Genomic DNA, 14,819 nt, shown 5'->3' with positions numbered 1-14,819 from the left:
GGCTTCTTGTAGGGGAAACCGCACTAAGTTTATTTACTGATTTTGCTTAGAATGGCGTCGAAATAACCACCATCATTGAAGTGAGTTTGTTGTGCCTTGTTCCAACCACCGAAGACGTCATCAATAGTAAATAAGGTTAATTGGGGAAACTTATCCTTATATTGATTAGAAATGGTTGGATTAGCTGGGCGATAAAAGTGTTTTACAGCAAGATGTTGTGCTTCATCAGAATAAAGCTGAGCCAAATAGGCTTCTGCCAGTTTGCGAGTTCCTTTGCGATCAACATTTTTATCGACAATAGCGACTGGCGGCTCAGCAAGAATACTGACACTCGGGACAATAATCTCGAACTCTCCTTTACCTAATTGTTCGACAGCAAGAAATGCTTCGTTTTCCCAAGCGATAAAAACATCACCAATTTGTCGCTGTACAAAAGTATTGGTTGCACCGCGGGCGCCTGAGTCGAGTACTGGTACGTTTTTATAAATCTGCGTGACAAACTCTAAGGCTTTTTCTTCAGAGCCGTATTGCTTCAGTGCATACCCCCAAGCGGCGAGGTAGTTCCAACGTGCCCCGCCTGATGTTTTAGGATTCGGGGTAATAACCTCTACACCTTTGCGGGCTAAATCATTCCAATCATGGATATTCTTGGGATTTCCTTTACGTACTAGCAACACAATAGTTGAAGTGTAAGGAGAGCTATTATGAGGGAGTCGGCTTTGCCAATTTTCAGGAATTAAATCTGCTTTTTGTCTCAATGCATCAACGTCATAGGCCAATGCCAGTGTGACAACGTCCGCTTCTAAGCCATCGATAACTGAGCGAGCTTGCGAGCCTGAACCACCGTGGGATTGACGGACGGTAGGAGCTTCATGGCCTTGTTTTTGCCAATATTGACTAAAAAGTTGGTTATATTCCCGATAAAATTCTCGGGTAGGATCATAGGAAACATTCAACAAAGTATTTTCAGCAAGCGCAATAAAGCTAACTGAGGTGAATGTTAGGGCAAGTGTTGCTTGTTGTAACCGAGATAAAATACTCATACCGAAATCCTCATAATGTTAAATAAGGCTTCCGGTGGACCGGTCAGCGATGTGGGGTTGTTACTAATTACCTTTTTTACAGCTACTTCGATTGAGATAATTGGTCTAATCGAAATTTTTCTTTCTTTTCTAGTTGGACTAATTTTCCATGGTGAAAGGTTAATTCCACCGTTCCAAACTCAATACGACCGAGTAATTTTTCAAGGTTACTGAGCAGTGTTGGAACTAAGGTTTGTTCTAACTCTTCTTTGGTTGCCATAGATGTCCTCATTTGGTGGTTTTTGACACCATAATGCTGATTATAGGGTAACGATGATAACTAAAAAGGTATATTTTGCGATTTTATATTCCATTTGGAAATAAGTGGGGCGTGGTTTTGTCTTGAGCCGTTTTTGTGGATGGTATTGGTGGAATATTTTCATTTTGAAACAAAAAATTACCTACCAGAACATCAATCAGTGGCCATTGCCCATGCCCTGAATCCACATTGATATGGCCACTTAAGCCCAGATTAATGGTGGGTAAACCAAAGGATTTGGCCAATGAAGCTGCTTGATTGAAAGGCATCCAAGGATCATTTTCACTAGCAATCACTAGACCACTGATTCCAAGTGTTTGTTTCGGTAATAAATTCCGGATCGTCGGCGTGTCATCGTGTTTGGGCAGAATATGGCCATTTTCTGAAAAGCGTTCTGGTGATGCTGGTGCAACTAAAATCGCCGCGACGACTCGTTGTGGATGACGAGCAATTGCTAGGCTTGAGGCTAAGCAGCCAAAACTGTGGGCTAAAATGAGGATTTTCCCCTCGATGTTATCCATTGCACGGGATATTGCATCGGCCCAAATATGGATTTTCGGTTCTAGTAAGGGTAAGTCATTGACCCATAAAGATGATGTGTACTTTTGAGCAATCCAACTTTGCCAATGTAAGGGGCCGCTGCCACCAAATCCTGGCACTATTAATAACGTAGTCATATTGTTTCCTCCGAGTGTGTGTCGATACAACCTCAACTCATAAAACGATAAAGCCACATTTTAGGCTTCTCTATGACTATATAACTAATTTTGGTTATTAAAATCTGTTGATTTAGTTTATTTGGGAATATGAGATGAGTTTAGGATCTTAATCGAAAGATGGTTGGTCCTCACCAGCGCAACAATATGTCCAGAAGGTAGTTGTTTGTGGGGCTAAACGGGAAGCCGTGCTTAATTATTACCAATCGTATTAAATATCTGTTCATTCAGCGGGAATTGAACGCGCTTTAGACTAGGCGAAGGCTTGAAGGCATAGTGGTGCTCTGTCAAAAGCCTTAAACGCAGTATAAAGCGCGTTGAAACCCGCCCTTTGGGAGCCACACAGGCATCCCACTCCGGTGTTGCATTGACTTAAAAGGGAATGACCATTTCTGCGTCAATGCGCCTTGGATTGAAATGCCTGTGAGGCTCTGAACTGATTAGATATTTAATGTGATTGGTATAACCTTAACTTTGGATGATAAATGCATATCAAACAGATCGTTGCACCGCTCACAGTGTTGAATTGACTTGTAATAAACTCGCTATTAACGCATCAATTCGCCCTATCATTGGTACAACGCGCAAGTTTGAGGGGACATTACTTGAGTTTTTTGCTGTATTGATGGCATTTATCCATTACTTAACCTGAGTTGAAGTTAATTATTCCCGGTGGCGACGTTCTTGGCTCTGAGTCGAGCGGCCTTGATTACGCTCCACGCTGCGTGCGGCCTGCATATGTTGGCGTGGCTCGCTTTGTCTTACTCTAGTCTCTTCTCGTTGTCTTGGCTGTGCTTGACGGGGCTGCTCGATACGTTGCAGTTCGGGGCGTCTTACCTCGGGGCGCGTTTCGTGTCGCGGTGGCTGAGCTCGGGTCTCAAAGCTGCGCGGCTGCTGATCTCGAGTCTGATACTGCCTTGTTGAGTAGTCCCTAGTTTGTTCTCGCGATGCTTTGGCCTGCATTTGCCTTACCTGATTATCCTGACGAGCATTGTCGTTACGCTCTCTTTTGTAACCTTCCTTACTCGCTTGCGCAGCGTTTGTCGGTGCCACGCGGCGCTCTTTTAACTCGGCCTGAGTGCTTTGGAAGCTGGGCGTACGCTCGCGGCTGTAGTGATTATCGCGACTTAGGTTATTGCCTCTGTCCTTATCATGGCGCTTGTTATAACCCTCGTTGTCGCGGTTATCACGCGTATCTTGATGTTCACGCGATTTCGAGTACTGGCTGGTAAAGTGCTGACCACTGCCTGTGGAGTGGGAGTCACGGCCACGGAACTTGCTGTCACCGTAGTAGCGCTCCTTTACCACCGGATTATGGTAAACCACGCCACGCCTGTGTTCGGGTTTATGTTTCCAAGGTTGAGCACCATGGCTTACCGAGTACCTTTCCCGTGGACGATAATGGTGGGAGTGATGGTGATCTATCACCACCACTTTATGGCGATGCCAATGGAACGAGCTAAAGAAGTAGTTAAAGGAAATGTGGATCCCGGGAGACCAATAAAAGTAACTGTGACTTGGGCGATAAGGGTTGCCTACATAGCCACCAAACTGCCAATAAACGGGCGGATAGGCCACGCCCCAGCGCCAAGTGCCGTAAACCACGCGGGGATCATAATAGGGCACATATACCACTTCGCGGCGTACTGGCTCGATGATGATCTGATTGTTGGCACGGGTAATTGCCATATTGTCCATATTGGCCAAGCTGTTGGCTTTGTCCGCTTGTTGTCTGAGCGATTGAATGCCGTCCATCACTTGGGCTTCATCGGCCAAAAAGGCTTCGCCAAGCCGTTGGGTCCACTCCAAATCTTCACTCATTTTTTGCAATACATTGGGGAAAGCCATCAGTGCCTTAACACTGGGGTCCCAGCCCTTATCTTCGGTACGCGACATCACTTGGTCGACTGATAACTTAGGATGAACCTCTAGCCAACGCTGTGCTTGTACCACTTCGAGGGGGTAGGTTGAGGCGATCAAAATATGGCTCAATAAACTATCGGGATAGAGAGCAATGGGCGCAAGCATCTGTTCGAGTTCGGCTTGGCTCGGTGAAGCACTTGAACCTTGGCTGACGGATACGCCTGTGGCGTGCGTTGGTGCGGTAAAAGGCAGGGCAACTAATGCCGCCGATAACACTAACCAGTTCCATCGATGTAATCTGTTCATGGTTTGCTCCAATAATCCTATTTGCGGATGTTATTGGCATCATAGGCGCGTGAATATGAACATAAGCTGAAAGTATATTGTGCGGCAAAAGCGTGTTGTAGATTTATTTTCTTACCAATAAAACGATATATGGCATTGAAAGTAAAAGATTAAACTGAATGGATAAAACTAACGGTAAATTTGGCGCCACCTAAGGTTTCTGAACGTGATACGGAAATTCGGCCGTTATAGCTATCCACTAAATCGCGGACAATCGCGAGGCCTATGCCGTTACCTTGGTGATAAGAGTCGGCGCGGATCCCGCGCTCAAAGATTTGCGTTTGCAAGGCATCGCTAATCCCTGGACCATCGTCCTCAATACAAAGTTGCAATTGATAGGCATCGCCAGTGACGGTTAATTTGACCGTTGATTTGGCGGCTTTGCAGGCATTGTCGAGCAAGTTACCTAAAATCTCAGTGAGGTCAGCTTCATCACCTTTAAAAACCGCTTGTTCAGCGAGTTCGCCACTGAGGTTAATCGGCGGCTCTCGATAGATCTTGGCTAAGGTGCGTAGCAGTTTATTGGCGACCTCATCCACCTTAATCCCTAAATGCCAGGAGGCGGCCGCAGCGGTTTGGGCGCGTTTGAGCTGGTGGCTGATAATGCGGCTGATGTTCGACACTTGCTCACTCGAGGCTTCACTTAAATCCACCTGACTTTTAATCACCGCTAGTGGCGTTTTTAGGCTATGGGCTAAATCCGCAAGGGCATTGCGATAGCGCTTACGCTGGGTTTGCTCGGTATTGAGTAGGATATTCAATTGCCGCGCAACCGCCTGTAACTCGCTGGGGTACTGGCTGCTCAGTTGGGTTGATTTACCTTGTTCCACATCGTGCAGCTCTTGGGTAAAGCGTGCCAGCGGCCTAATGGTCCAAATCAACCAACTCAACTGAAACACCAGCATCACGAGAATTAATATCAGCAACCAAGTCCAAAGTTGTTGATTAAATTGGGCTATCTGCTGCTGAAACTCCTGTTCATCCTTAATGATATGGATAGTCACCGGCACATTTTCATTCAGGCTGGCAAAGCTCACGCTAAAGCTGTAGATAAGGTGTGGCGCGCCCGCGAGGTCGATTTGCTCAAAGGCACTTTTGCCGGTTGGAGGAATGGTGAACTGTGCTGGTGGCGTGATACCCATAAAGGATTGCGAATGCCAGACGATACTTTGTTTATGCTCGGCATTCTCTGTGGTCGCGATGGCATAAAGCCCTGATTGAATAAGGTTAAAGCGGTTCTCGAGCACTAATTCAGGGATAAAAATCCGTTTATTTTCGACCTCTGTGACCGCTAATATCGAATACACATAGGCACTCAGCTCATTTTTAGCGGCACTTTTTACCTGCTCGGCAAAGGCGTCATTGAGGGCGACGCCAATCAGCGGCAATAGCACTAAGATAAACAGCAGCGCGCTGAGGACGAGCCGAGTCTTTAAGGAGTTGAGCAACTGCCAGACAAGCGCGCGTTTACTCATCAGTACCTTGCTCAGGAGCTATGACTCGTAAACGATAGCCTTGGCCGCGCAGGGTTTCGATTAGATTGTATTGGTTATCGGGGTCGAGCTTTTTGCGTAAACGGCGGATAAAGACTTCGATAACGTTAGAGTCGAGATCAAAATCCTGATCATAAATATGTTCGGTGAGCGCGGTTTTGGATTTCACTTCGCCCTGATGCAGCATAAAAATTTCAAACAGCTTGTACTCTGAGCCGCTGAGGGTAACGAGTTCGCCCTCTTTGCGTACTTCTAAGCTACTGGTATTTAAGCTAAATGGTCCGTTTGTGATAATTGGGCTTGCCTTACCCGCCGAGCGGCGAATAAGGGCTTTAAGGCGAGCAACCAATTCCTCGGGATGAAACGGTTTAGTGAGATAATCATCGGCACCGGCATCGAGGCCTTCGACTTTATCTTGCCAGCTGTCGCGCGCGGTTAAGATTAGGATCGGAAAAGCGCGTTGTTTTTGGCGAATGCGGCGGATAAGGCTAATACCGTCGAGTTTAGGTAAACCGACATCGATAATGGCGGCGTCATAGTTATATTCAACGGCTTGAAACAAGCCTTCTTCACCGTCGCTGGCGACATCAATGCTGTAATGGGCATCCAGCAAGTGCTGCTTTAAGTTGGTTTGCAGTGCTACGTCGTCTTCAACGAGTAAGAGTCGCATATTAATTCCTCGACACGCGTCCTGTGGCGGCATCCACCGAAACTGAAAAAACTTGGCCATCATTATTGAGGATTTTGACGCGATAGCCCGAGCCGTTCGACTGCACGCTGAGCACTTTGCCTCGATATTGACGCTGCGCCATAGCCACGGCTTGATCTGGACTATTCACCACAAGGCGTCGCTCATTGTTCACGCCTTGGCCGCGCGATTGATTGCGATCATCGTGTTTATCATTGCCCGCCATGCTGCCAAAGGAGGCGCATAAGCAGGTGATGAGGATCAGTGTCAAACCAAGTTTCATATCTGTTACCCGTACAGGTTCGGCGATCTTAAGTAAGTTGCGGGGTGGATAGTTTATCGAGTCGACTAAGAATACCTCATCAACATAACAAACACATAGAGATCAGCCAATTGGTAAACACAATTCCTTTGAAATTCACAGTGATTCAGGCAAGCGCTATTTACAAACTAGCGCCAGAACCAATGCCGCGCACACAAGTCATATCCAGTGTTCATCTGACATATGAGTAGTGTTAATCAGCCCAGATGAATTAGGGCTGAACGATATTTTTGCTCGCAAAAATGGCAGATTTTAATGTTCAGCTTATGTTCACCTTGAGTGCCCTTTAATGTCACCAATTTGAACGGATTATCCAATGGGGTATTCAAGATGAACACACTGAAACAAACTATCGCCACCACGGCTTATGTGAAGGCTATGGCATTAGCTGGGGCATTGCTCGCATCAACAATGGTGAGCGCGCAGCCGAGCGACGAGTCAAACTTGGCGCCCTTTAGTGCAGCCAGTATCGGGATGGCGAAAAAAGCTGATGCCGAGCAGGCCGCAGAGCAAGAGCAGCAAGCACTAAGCCTGCTGCAACAGTCGGCCCCTGCTCAAAATGTGGAGCAAGCCGCCGCGGCCGCGGTGAAATCTTTAGCGCCGTCGATGTCGGCAAAAAGCCCAAGTACCCATCGCGTGCAATTGATGGGTGCGACCCCCATGATCCGCGAACAAGTGATCGCCAAACATACGAGTCAGCCGATCCCTAGTTCAAGTGCGGCCACGGAAGATCCCTATCGCGCCCCGATTTATCACAGCTTTGCGATTTATGATGCCAGCAGCCGCTTATTTGAAGACTTTGATTACGATGGGTTTTATCGAACCTTTAGCGTGACCTTTGATGTGGATGTGTTTGGCGCATATCTTAATGAGCGCGCTGACCTGTTTGCCGAGTTATACCTCAGCCGTAACGGTGGCCCTTGGGTGCATTATTACACCACGGACGTGTTTACCATCTACGGTGACTCGACTCAGGATGATTACCAAGTGCTGACTACCCTCTACACTGGCTATCAAACGGATCACTACGATGTGTTAATCGATGTCTATGAGGTCGGTTACAGCGGTATCGTGGCAAGCATTAGCGCCGATAATACCGATGGTTTGTACGCATTGCCGCTAGAAAGTCGTGACCGCGATAGCTCAAGCGAGGTGATCATTGTAGATGAAGGCGGCGCAGTTTCTTTCTTCGCTCTGCTTGGTCTAGGACTGTTGGCGGTACTGCGTAAACGTGAAGAGTTTATTTAAGATTTGATTCTGATATGCAATGTGACTGAGTTTATCAAAGACCATACCGACTAATACACGCAGAGTAAGAAGTCGGTCTCCCCCTAACAAGGCAGCGTATCCATCGATACGCTGCTTTTTTTATTTCAAAATGCACACCGCAAAACAAACAGAAATCATGCATTTGCGCACTTTCTACCCAGAACAATTTTTGCTATTGTGGAAATCAAATTTTAAATCAGTGAGTTGTGAGTGATTTTACCAAGTGTTCAGAGGTGAGATTAGGCGTATAAACATGATTTTGATATTAATATTCTGGCTAAATATCAGATAAAAAATGGGAGGAACCTTTGATTTTTAAAATTAAAAAACTTTTTAAACAGACCAGTATTTCAGAGCGTTTTATCTTTTTTATTGCGTTTTGCTTTATATTCTTGGCAATCAAAGAGTCTAAAATTCCTTTGCCAGTTATCTTACTTAATTCAGATTGTATCAAAAATTGGCTCACTCCATGGGATTATTCCGGTCTGTTGTTTAATGTATCTTGCGGCGCTATAGCAACTTTTATTTTTTGGCTTTTTGATATATTTATTCCTCGCCATCAAGGGATCAGTATTTCTAGAAAGTACTTACCACAATGGAAAAACTATCTCACTCAATATAGTCAGAAATTAGACGAAATTTTAAAAGCAATGGGTGAGGGAGAAGGTCGAGTCACTTTAGGAGATACTTCAGGCATTCATGAGTCTCCTAATATTGGTGTGACTTTCAATAAAGTGCCATCTTCTGGTGTTATTCATTCACTTGATGCAATTAATGCTATCGTTACTGATATTCGTAAGTATGAGCATTCACTTAATAAAGATGAGTTAAAACTTATTCATGAGTTACATATGGAGTTGATTATGTATTTAAGTTTCATATCAAGAGAAAGTGAAGTTGACTCAAATAAAAACTTTAACGACATAAAGCTAATACGATCGAAAGTTAATTCTTTTTTAGATACGATGCTTTTCAAATCAGAAGGAAATGAAGAAGGAAATGGACACTCATCCTAAAATGTTGATTTTGCAAGAAAGTGGACACCCATCTTAAAACGTCGATTCTTTTCGATGATGCTGCCTAAGTATTTTTAATGACCCTATTCAGGCCACTTTGGCCTGAGTAAGTTGTGGGCAAACCTAAAGTGCATTATGTGCTTGTTTTATTTGGGGTGGCCTTATTTATTAGCCTCATGTATTAGGAGAACTGTCAGATGTCATCTGTACCTGAAAAAGATTGGAAGAGGCTTAGCAGCCTCAAACAGAGTTTGCTCAATTCGGCATGCGAGACAATTTTTGAGCGTATAGAGCAGATATCATCTACCCGTAAAGGTAGGGAGCATGAGGCTTACTTAGCTCTTTGGACAGTGATAAACAAAGAAGATAATGCCATCGCTGAGATGTTTGATGATCTTAAACGTAGTAATGCGGTCGTTAAAATAGCAGCCTTGAAGCATCATGGTGTATTGACTGATGAGCAATTGGCGCTGTTTTCGCAAGAAACACAGGATGAGGTTGCCCATCTTTGCAGTTACAGACGCTAACAGACGCATTTTATTGCCAGCAAAACACTGACTACGAAATCAATCCGCTGCGCGCTGCATTTGCCGTTAGCCGTTTCAAAGCTTGTTATGCTTAATAGTGATAGAATAGTATCACTTTAGTGTTTTTCGGGAGATGTTCAAATGAAAGTGGAACTCGTGACGTCACTAAAACGTCAAGCAACTAAGATCCTTGCCGATCTGCATGAGACGAAAGAACCTGTATTGATCACTGAGCATGGTAAACCGTCAGCTTATCTTATTGATGTAGAAGATTATGAGTTTATGCAAAATCGTTTGGCGATCCTTGAAGGTATTGCACGTGGTGAGCGAGCTTTAGCGGATGGAAAAGTCGTCAACCATCAAGATGCTAAGGACAGAATGTCAAAATGGCTGAAATAATTTGGACGGAACCTGCTTTAGCTGATCTGAATGATATTGCCGAATATATCGCGCTTGAAAATATCGTTGCTGCCAAGCAACTGGTTCAAATGGTTTTTGCAAAGGTTGAGCGTTTAGTCGATTTTCCCGATTCTGGGCGTATTCCACCAGAACTAGAGCGGCTCAATTATCGTGAAGTAGTAGTAAATCCATGTCGTGTTTTTTACAAGTATGATGATGAAAAGGTTCGAATTCTTTTTGTGATGCGTGCGGAAAGAGATTTGCGTCGTTTTATGCTGACGAAACAGTAAGCAGGCTAAGCACTGAAACCTCGACTCATTCTAACGTGCATACTTTGCGATTCGCTTGGGGCATTCCCGCATAGCAATTTGCTTCCACTGCTACAAATCCCCCTTTTTCTCTCGGTGTTTATCCTGTCGGATTCGGGCTAGTATGGGCGAGTTACGTTAACTAAAGGAAGAGAGACATGATTGCTCAAGGTCAAAAATTACCAGCGGCGACGTTAAGCCAATTAACAAAAGATGGCATGGTAAATCATCAAGTTACCGAACTGTTTGCGGGTAAAAAAGTGGTGTTATTTGCAGTGCCTGGTGCTTTCACACCAACCTGTTCTGAAGCGCATTTGCCAGGTTATGTGGTGCTGGCCGATCAGTTTAAAGCCAAAGGCGTTGATTTAATTGCCTGTGTATCGGTAAACGATGCCTTTGTGATGAAAGCCTGGGGCGAGGCGCAAAATGCGTCTGAGCTACTGATGCTAGCCGATGGCGATGCCAGCTTTACTAAGGCGCTCGGATTAGAGATGGATACCGCAGGCTTTGGCGGCGTGCGTTCACAACGTTATGCGATGATTATCGATGATGGCGTGGTAACGTTACTGAATGTTGAAGCACCTAAGTCATTTGAAGTGAGTAAAGCCGAAGTGGTGTTGGCGGCTTTAAGTTAAGATGTTAAGCGGATGCCTCTGAACTTATGGGGCTGATGTGCCGCTTGCTTGAGCGAAAACAATAGCCAGCCTAGGTGAGGCTGGCTTTTTTATTCGGGCTTTTTATACGGTTATTGAGTGAGTTGAATGCTGTCGGCATCGATAGTGACTTCTGACCAGTCCTTATCCACTTCACCGCGAATAATCACTTGGGTTTCTGGCGTGACGGTATGTCCGAGCCACAGATCATCGTCAATTTCGATTTTAATCTCGCCCGTGCTGTCACGGAAAATATAATCATCGTGGCCAATTGACGACATGATATGGCCGGTTAACTCCACTTGAGTGTCATCGCTGGCATTGAGCGCACTGACGACATCATGAATAATTTGCCGTGCGCTGGGGCCTTGAAAGCCGCCACGTAATTGGGGTTCGCCCGTTGTTGGTTGAAATCCAGCTTGGCTGCACAAGGCACTCAATGACAATGTGATTGCTAACATGCTTAAGGTGATTTTATTCATCTAAATGTCCTCTTTCTAATCTTACGCCGCTGGGCGACTCATCTGCGGCGAGTATCATGCCAAGACGAGCGTGAAGCAGTTGTGAAGAATTTAAGCGGATTCATTTAGATGCTGTTTTTGCTCGCCGTTATCCATAAATTGGATTGTTGCCAGATAGTCATTCCCTAGGCTTTGGGCCGAAAAGTGCCACCCCATGCGCTCGCTTATCCGTTCAATAATGATCAAACCACAGCCATAGCCCGTGGGCTCGGCGTTGTGGTGGCTAAGCGGATTTTTTATGGTTAGTTGATTGTTATTCAGCGTGATTTCAATATCGCCACTGCTGTAGTTAAAGGCATTTTTAATTAAGTTGCCTATCACTATGTCCACAAAACTCACCGGTGCGCAAATGGCGGTATTTTGGTTAACGCTGAGCTGATGGCGGATTTCGTGTTTAGCAAAATGCTGCGCCATTTCACTTAATAGCTGCGTAAGCCGTGCGGCTAAATCAACTTGATCGTAGTGTTGCGATTCAATCTGTTCCTTGCCTAATAACAAAAAGGTTTCGGTGAGGGTTTTCATCTGTTGGCCTGCGTAATCAATGCGGGCAATGGCTTTGTTAGCGATCCGCTGCTGGGCTTCGTTCGGGCTGTTTGGCAGTTTTTTTAGCAATTCTGTCGAGCCTTGGATCACCATAATGGGCGTGCGCAGTTCATGGGAGGCAAAGCGGCTAAACTCCTGCTCCCGAGTAAAATAGGCGGCAATTTTGGCTTTATTTTCCAGTAGCGTTTGTTCGATATGGCGGGTTTCACGGTAAGGTGTGCTAGGGATAAAGCTCGGCTCCTCTGGCGTCAGCGCATTGATTTTTCGTTCAATTTCAAAAAATGGTGCCGATAGTAGCCGCACAAAATACAAGCCATAGGCCATGATGAACAGCAGTAAACCTACCCCGAAGAGGGATATCAAAAAATGCAGTCTGTCCTCATACCCATCGAGAAAGTCATCCGCATCATCCTTATACACCACATACAATAAACCTTGCCCTGATGGGTGCGGCGAAATTAAAAAGTGCTTATCTTCGGCGCCCAATTGGTGCTCATAAAAACCCGTTTGTTGATAAGCTTGCAGCCATTGCGGCACAAACTCTTTGCTCCAATAGGTGGTGAGTTCGTGGATATCGGGGAGCTGGGCTTTATCGCCAAATCGTTGATAGTTTTTCTGATATTCGCGGGTTTCGGTCGCCAGTTTGTGTTCAAGGCTAATGACCTCAATTTGTTCTTCGGCGATATAAATCAAGCCCCAGAATATCGCGAACATTAGGCTTGTGAGCACTAAAAACGTTAGGCGGATTTTTTTATATAAGCTCGGCAATGGCTTAGGGGATGAGTCGGTAACCTTGGCCATGAATCGTCTCTAGTTTGGAATCTGTAAAGCCTTTGTCCAATGCACTGCGCAGGCCGTAAATATGGCTACGAAGCGCGTCGCTACAGGGGGCTTCGTCACCCCAAACTGCATCGATAACTTGTTCTTTACTCACAATAGCAGGGGCACGTTTGAGCAGTAGCGTCAAAATCGTGCGTTGGATTTTACTCAGCTTGATTTCCTTACCCGCGCGGCATACTTGCTGGGTTGCGACATTTAAGCTGATTTCACCAAAGCGCAATATGCCTACATCTAAACGCGGCCCGCGGTTATGCAGTGACCGTAGACGCAGGCACAGTTCTTCCATGGCGAAGGGTTTATTTAAAAAGTCATCACCGCCCGAGGTAAAGGAATCAATTTTGTCCTGCAGGCTATCTCTGGCGGTTAAAAACAAAATTGGTGTATTACAAAACAGCTCTTCGCGCAGTTTTTTGACCGTACGAATACCGTCTAATTTGGGCATCATAATATCCATAATGATCACGTCATAATGGTTTTGCTGTATTAAATTGATGGCGCTTTCACCGTGATAGGCGCAGTCAGCAATAATGCCTTCGAGGGTTAAATAGTCCATGATTGTTTCTATAACATCATGATTGTCATCAACAATTAATACTTTCATTCGTTATCTTCATTTCTTCACGTTTGCTTGACGTTTCCCATACTAAGATGCCAGCCGTTGATTTAACAAGGTAAATAAGGGACAAAAAATGAATAAGCACTTAGTAGGTATAGGTATTAGCGCATTACTATTGACCGCCTGTGGTAGCGACGGTTCATCAACGGATGTGACGCCACCTCCCGCGAATTTACCCGCTAAAGTGATGGGGACTGTGACTCAAGTGTCCGCAGACCATCAACAGATCACTGTGAATGGATACAAGATTAATATCGCCAATGCAGATATTCGTTATCAACAACAACCACTGGATGCCAAAGCTATTCAAGTGGGGATGCGCCTAGATTTGGTTAACCAAGGTCAGCAGGCTAAAACGGTTGCTGTCGATCCTGCGCTAGTCGGTGAAATCAGTGCCATCAATCAAAATAATATTACAGTCAATGGCATACAGTTAGCCGTTGTATCAGCTAGCCAATATAAAAAGGGCGATTGGGTAGCGGTAAATGGCTATCCTACTGCGGTTGGAAAGTGGCAGGTAGAGTCGATTAACCTTTTCCCGAATTTCGCAATTGCTGAAATCGAAGGTCGGGTGACCGGGCTTGATCCTGTTGCGCAGCAATTTCGCTTGGGCTCAGCCTTGATCGATTATGCCAATGCCGAGTTAGAAGGGCAGTTAGCCGAAGGCGCGTGGGTTGAGGTTGAAGGTCAACAGGATGGTGCGGTATTTAAGGCCCATGAAGTCGATGTTGAAGATGCGAGTGATGTGCCGACGTTCAACGAGATGGAGTTAGAGGGTACAGTGACTTGGGTTAACCAAGACAAGAGCCAGTTTGAGCTTAATAGCCGCACACGACTCTATGTGACTGAGCAGACACAATTTGAAGATGGTAATCGCAGCAATTTGCTGGAAGGTAAGCGCCTAGAGGTGGATATTCAATCCACTGCTCAGGGCCTGTGGGCCAAAGAGGTCGACTTTGAAAGTTCAGATGCGGGTGGTCCATTACCCGATTTAGGCAACAAGTTTGAGCTTGAAGGGCGAGCCACGCTCGATAGCAATAACCAGCTACAAATCAATGGCTTTACCTTTATTATCGACGCGAGAACCCAGTTTGACGATGGCTTAACCCTTGCAACCCTTGATCAAAAATGGCTGCAAATCGAGGGCGTTGAATTAGCCGATGGCCAATGGCTAGTGAAGGAAATTGATCTCGAACAGCAGAGTAATGAACTGGAGTTAACCGGAAAGGTGAGCCAGAACAGTCTGTGGGGTTACCATGCTAGTGATGCCTCATTAGCGACCTTTGATGGTAAATGGGTTAATGTGGAATGTCAGTTTGATGGCATGCAAATCCACAGTTGCCGCATTGACGACTAATG

At 45.5% G+C, this 14,819-nt stretch carries 17 protein-coding genes; 7 read left to right on the top strand and 10 right to left on the bottom strand.

Features of this window, described 5'->3' with window-relative positions; translation table 11 throughout:
- Nucleotides 1-29: 29 nt before the first annotated feature.
- From H9J30_RS17415 to H9J30_RS17385, 7 genes are all read right to left on the bottom strand, one after another.
- A complete protein-coding gene (locus H9J30_RS17415; RefSeq protein ID WP_240132160.1) occupies nt 30-1,043 on the bottom strand; it encodes a sulfate ABC transporter substrate-binding protein in 1,014 nt (337 codons plus the stop codon).
- Nucleotides 1,044-1,125: 82 nt separating this feature from the next.
- Entirely contained in the window at nt 1,126-1,302 is a 177-nt protein-coding gene (locus tag H9J30_RS17410; protein WP_011074245.1) for a YezD family protein, read from the bottom strand.
- A gap of 83 nt (nt 1,303-1,385) precedes the next feature.
- Nucleotides 1,386-2,018, bottom strand: a complete 633-nt coding sequence (locus tag H9J30_RS17405; protein ID WP_240132159.1) for an alpha/beta hydrolase — start codon at nt 2,016-2,018, stop codon at nt 1,386-1,388.
- Between the two features lie 702 nt (nt 2,019-2,720).
- Complete coding sequence (locus tag H9J30_RS17400; protein ID WP_240132158.1) at nt 2,721-4,226, bottom strand: DUF3300 domain-containing protein; 1,506 nt, start codon at nt 4,224-4,226, stop codon at nt 2,721-2,723.
- A gap of 149 nt (nt 4,227-4,375) precedes the next feature.
- Entirely contained in the window at nt 4,376-5,740 is a 1,365-nt protein-coding gene (locus H9J30_RS17395; protein WP_240132157.1) for an ATP-binding protein, read from the bottom strand.
- Nucleotides 5,733-6,428: a response regulator transcription factor gene (locus H9J30_RS17390; protein WP_240132156.1), complete on the bottom strand. Its 696-nt coding sequence runs from the start codon at nt 6,426-6,428 to the stop codon at nt 5,733-5,735. Before H9J30_RS17390 ends, H9J30_RS17395 begins: the two co-directional genes overlap by 8 nt.
- A 1-nt stretch (nt 6,429) precedes the next feature.
- Nucleotides 6,430-6,729, bottom strand: coding sequence for a PepSY domain-containing protein (locus H9J30_RS17385; protein ID WP_240132155.1), 300 nt, complete (start codon nt 6,727-6,729; stop codon nt 6,430-6,432).
- A gap of 369 nt (nt 6,730-7,098) precedes the next feature.
- Between H9J30_RS17385 and H9J30_RS17380 the strand changes: the two genes are divergently transcribed.
- The 6 genes from H9J30_RS17380 to H9J30_RS17355 all read left to right on the top strand — a co-directional run bounded on the left by H9J30_RS17380 (nt 7,099) and on the right by H9J30_RS17355 (nt 10,922).
- Entirely contained in the window at nt 7,099-8,016 is a 918-nt protein-coding gene (locus tag H9J30_RS17380) for a choice-of-anchor H family protein (protein ID WP_240132154.1), read from the top strand.
- A 329-nt stretch (nt 8,017-8,345) separates the two neighbouring features.
- On the top strand, nt 8,346-9,053 hold the full coding sequence (locus H9J30_RS17375) for a hypothetical protein (RefSeq protein WP_240132153.1): 708 nt from the start codon (nt 8,346-8,348) through the stop codon (nt 9,051-9,053).
- Nucleotides 9,054-9,250: 197 nt separating this feature from the next.
- Nucleotides 9,251-9,580, top strand: a complete 330-nt coding sequence (locus H9J30_RS17370; protein WP_240132152.1) for a hypothetical protein — start codon at nt 9,251-9,253, stop codon at nt 9,578-9,580.
- A 141-nt stretch (nt 9,581-9,721) separates the two neighbouring features.
- Nucleotides 9,722-9,979 carry a type II toxin-antitoxin system Phd/YefM family antitoxin gene (locus tag H9J30_RS17365; protein ID WP_240132151.1) on the top strand — a complete coding sequence of 86 codons (258 nt, stop codon included), beginning with the start codon at nt 9,722-9,724 and terminating at the stop codon, nt 9,977-9,979.
- Nucleotides 9,967-10,269 carry a type II toxin-antitoxin system RelE/ParE family toxin gene (locus H9J30_RS17360; RefSeq protein WP_188870826.1) on the top strand — a complete coding sequence of 101 codons (303 nt, stop codon included), beginning with the start codon at nt 9,967-9,969 and terminating at the stop codon, nt 10,267-10,269. The genes H9J30_RS17365 and H9J30_RS17360 overlap by 13 nt, the downstream gene beginning before the upstream one ends.
- Nucleotides 10,270-10,445: 176 nt before the next feature.
- Nucleotides 10,446-10,922, top strand: coding sequence for a peroxiredoxin (locus H9J30_RS17355; protein ID WP_037423763.1), 477 nt, complete (start codon nt 10,446-10,448; stop codon nt 10,920-10,922).
- 110 nt (nt 10,923-11,032) lie between these two features.
- On the opposite strand, the gene H9J30_RS17350 is transcribed toward H9J30_RS17355, so the two are convergent.
- From H9J30_RS17350 to H9J30_RS17340, 3 genes are all read right to left on the bottom strand, one after another.
- Nucleotides 11,033-11,422, bottom strand: a complete 390-nt coding sequence (locus H9J30_RS17350) for a YgiW/YdeI family stress tolerance OB fold protein (protein WP_240132150.1) — start codon at nt 11,420-11,422, stop codon at nt 11,033-11,035.
- A 90-nt stretch (nt 11,423-11,512) separates the two neighbouring features.
- Nucleotides 11,513-12,805, bottom strand: coding sequence for a sensor histidine kinase (locus H9J30_RS17345; RefSeq protein WP_240132149.1), 1,293 nt, complete (start codon nt 12,803-12,805; stop codon nt 11,513-11,515).
- On the bottom strand, nt 12,777-13,445 hold the full coding sequence (locus H9J30_RS17340; RefSeq protein WP_240132148.1) for a response regulator transcription factor: 669 nt from the start codon (nt 13,443-13,445) through the stop codon (nt 12,777-12,779). The genes H9J30_RS17345 and H9J30_RS17340 overlap by 29 nt, the downstream gene beginning before the upstream one ends.
- A gap of 88 nt (nt 13,446-13,533) precedes the next feature.
- Here H9J30_RS17340 and H9J30_RS17335 point away from each other — a divergent pair, with 88 nt between their 5' ends.
- The gene (locus H9J30_RS17335; protein ID WP_240132147.1) at nt 13,534-14,817 is read left to right on the top strand and encodes a DUF5666 domain-containing protein; all 1,284 of its coding nucleotides are present in this window, start codon (nt 13,534-13,536) and stop codon (nt 14,815-14,817) included.
- Nucleotides 14,818-14,819 lie beyond the last annotated feature (2 nt).

It is taken from the genome of Shewanella cutis (assembly GCF_022410515.1).
In the GTDB taxonomy this organism is placed as follows: domain Bacteria; phylum Pseudomonadota; class Gammaproteobacteria; order Enterobacterales; family Shewanellaceae; genus Shewanella; species Shewanella cutis.
This window is presented reverse-complemented; position numbering and strand designations above follow the sequence as displayed.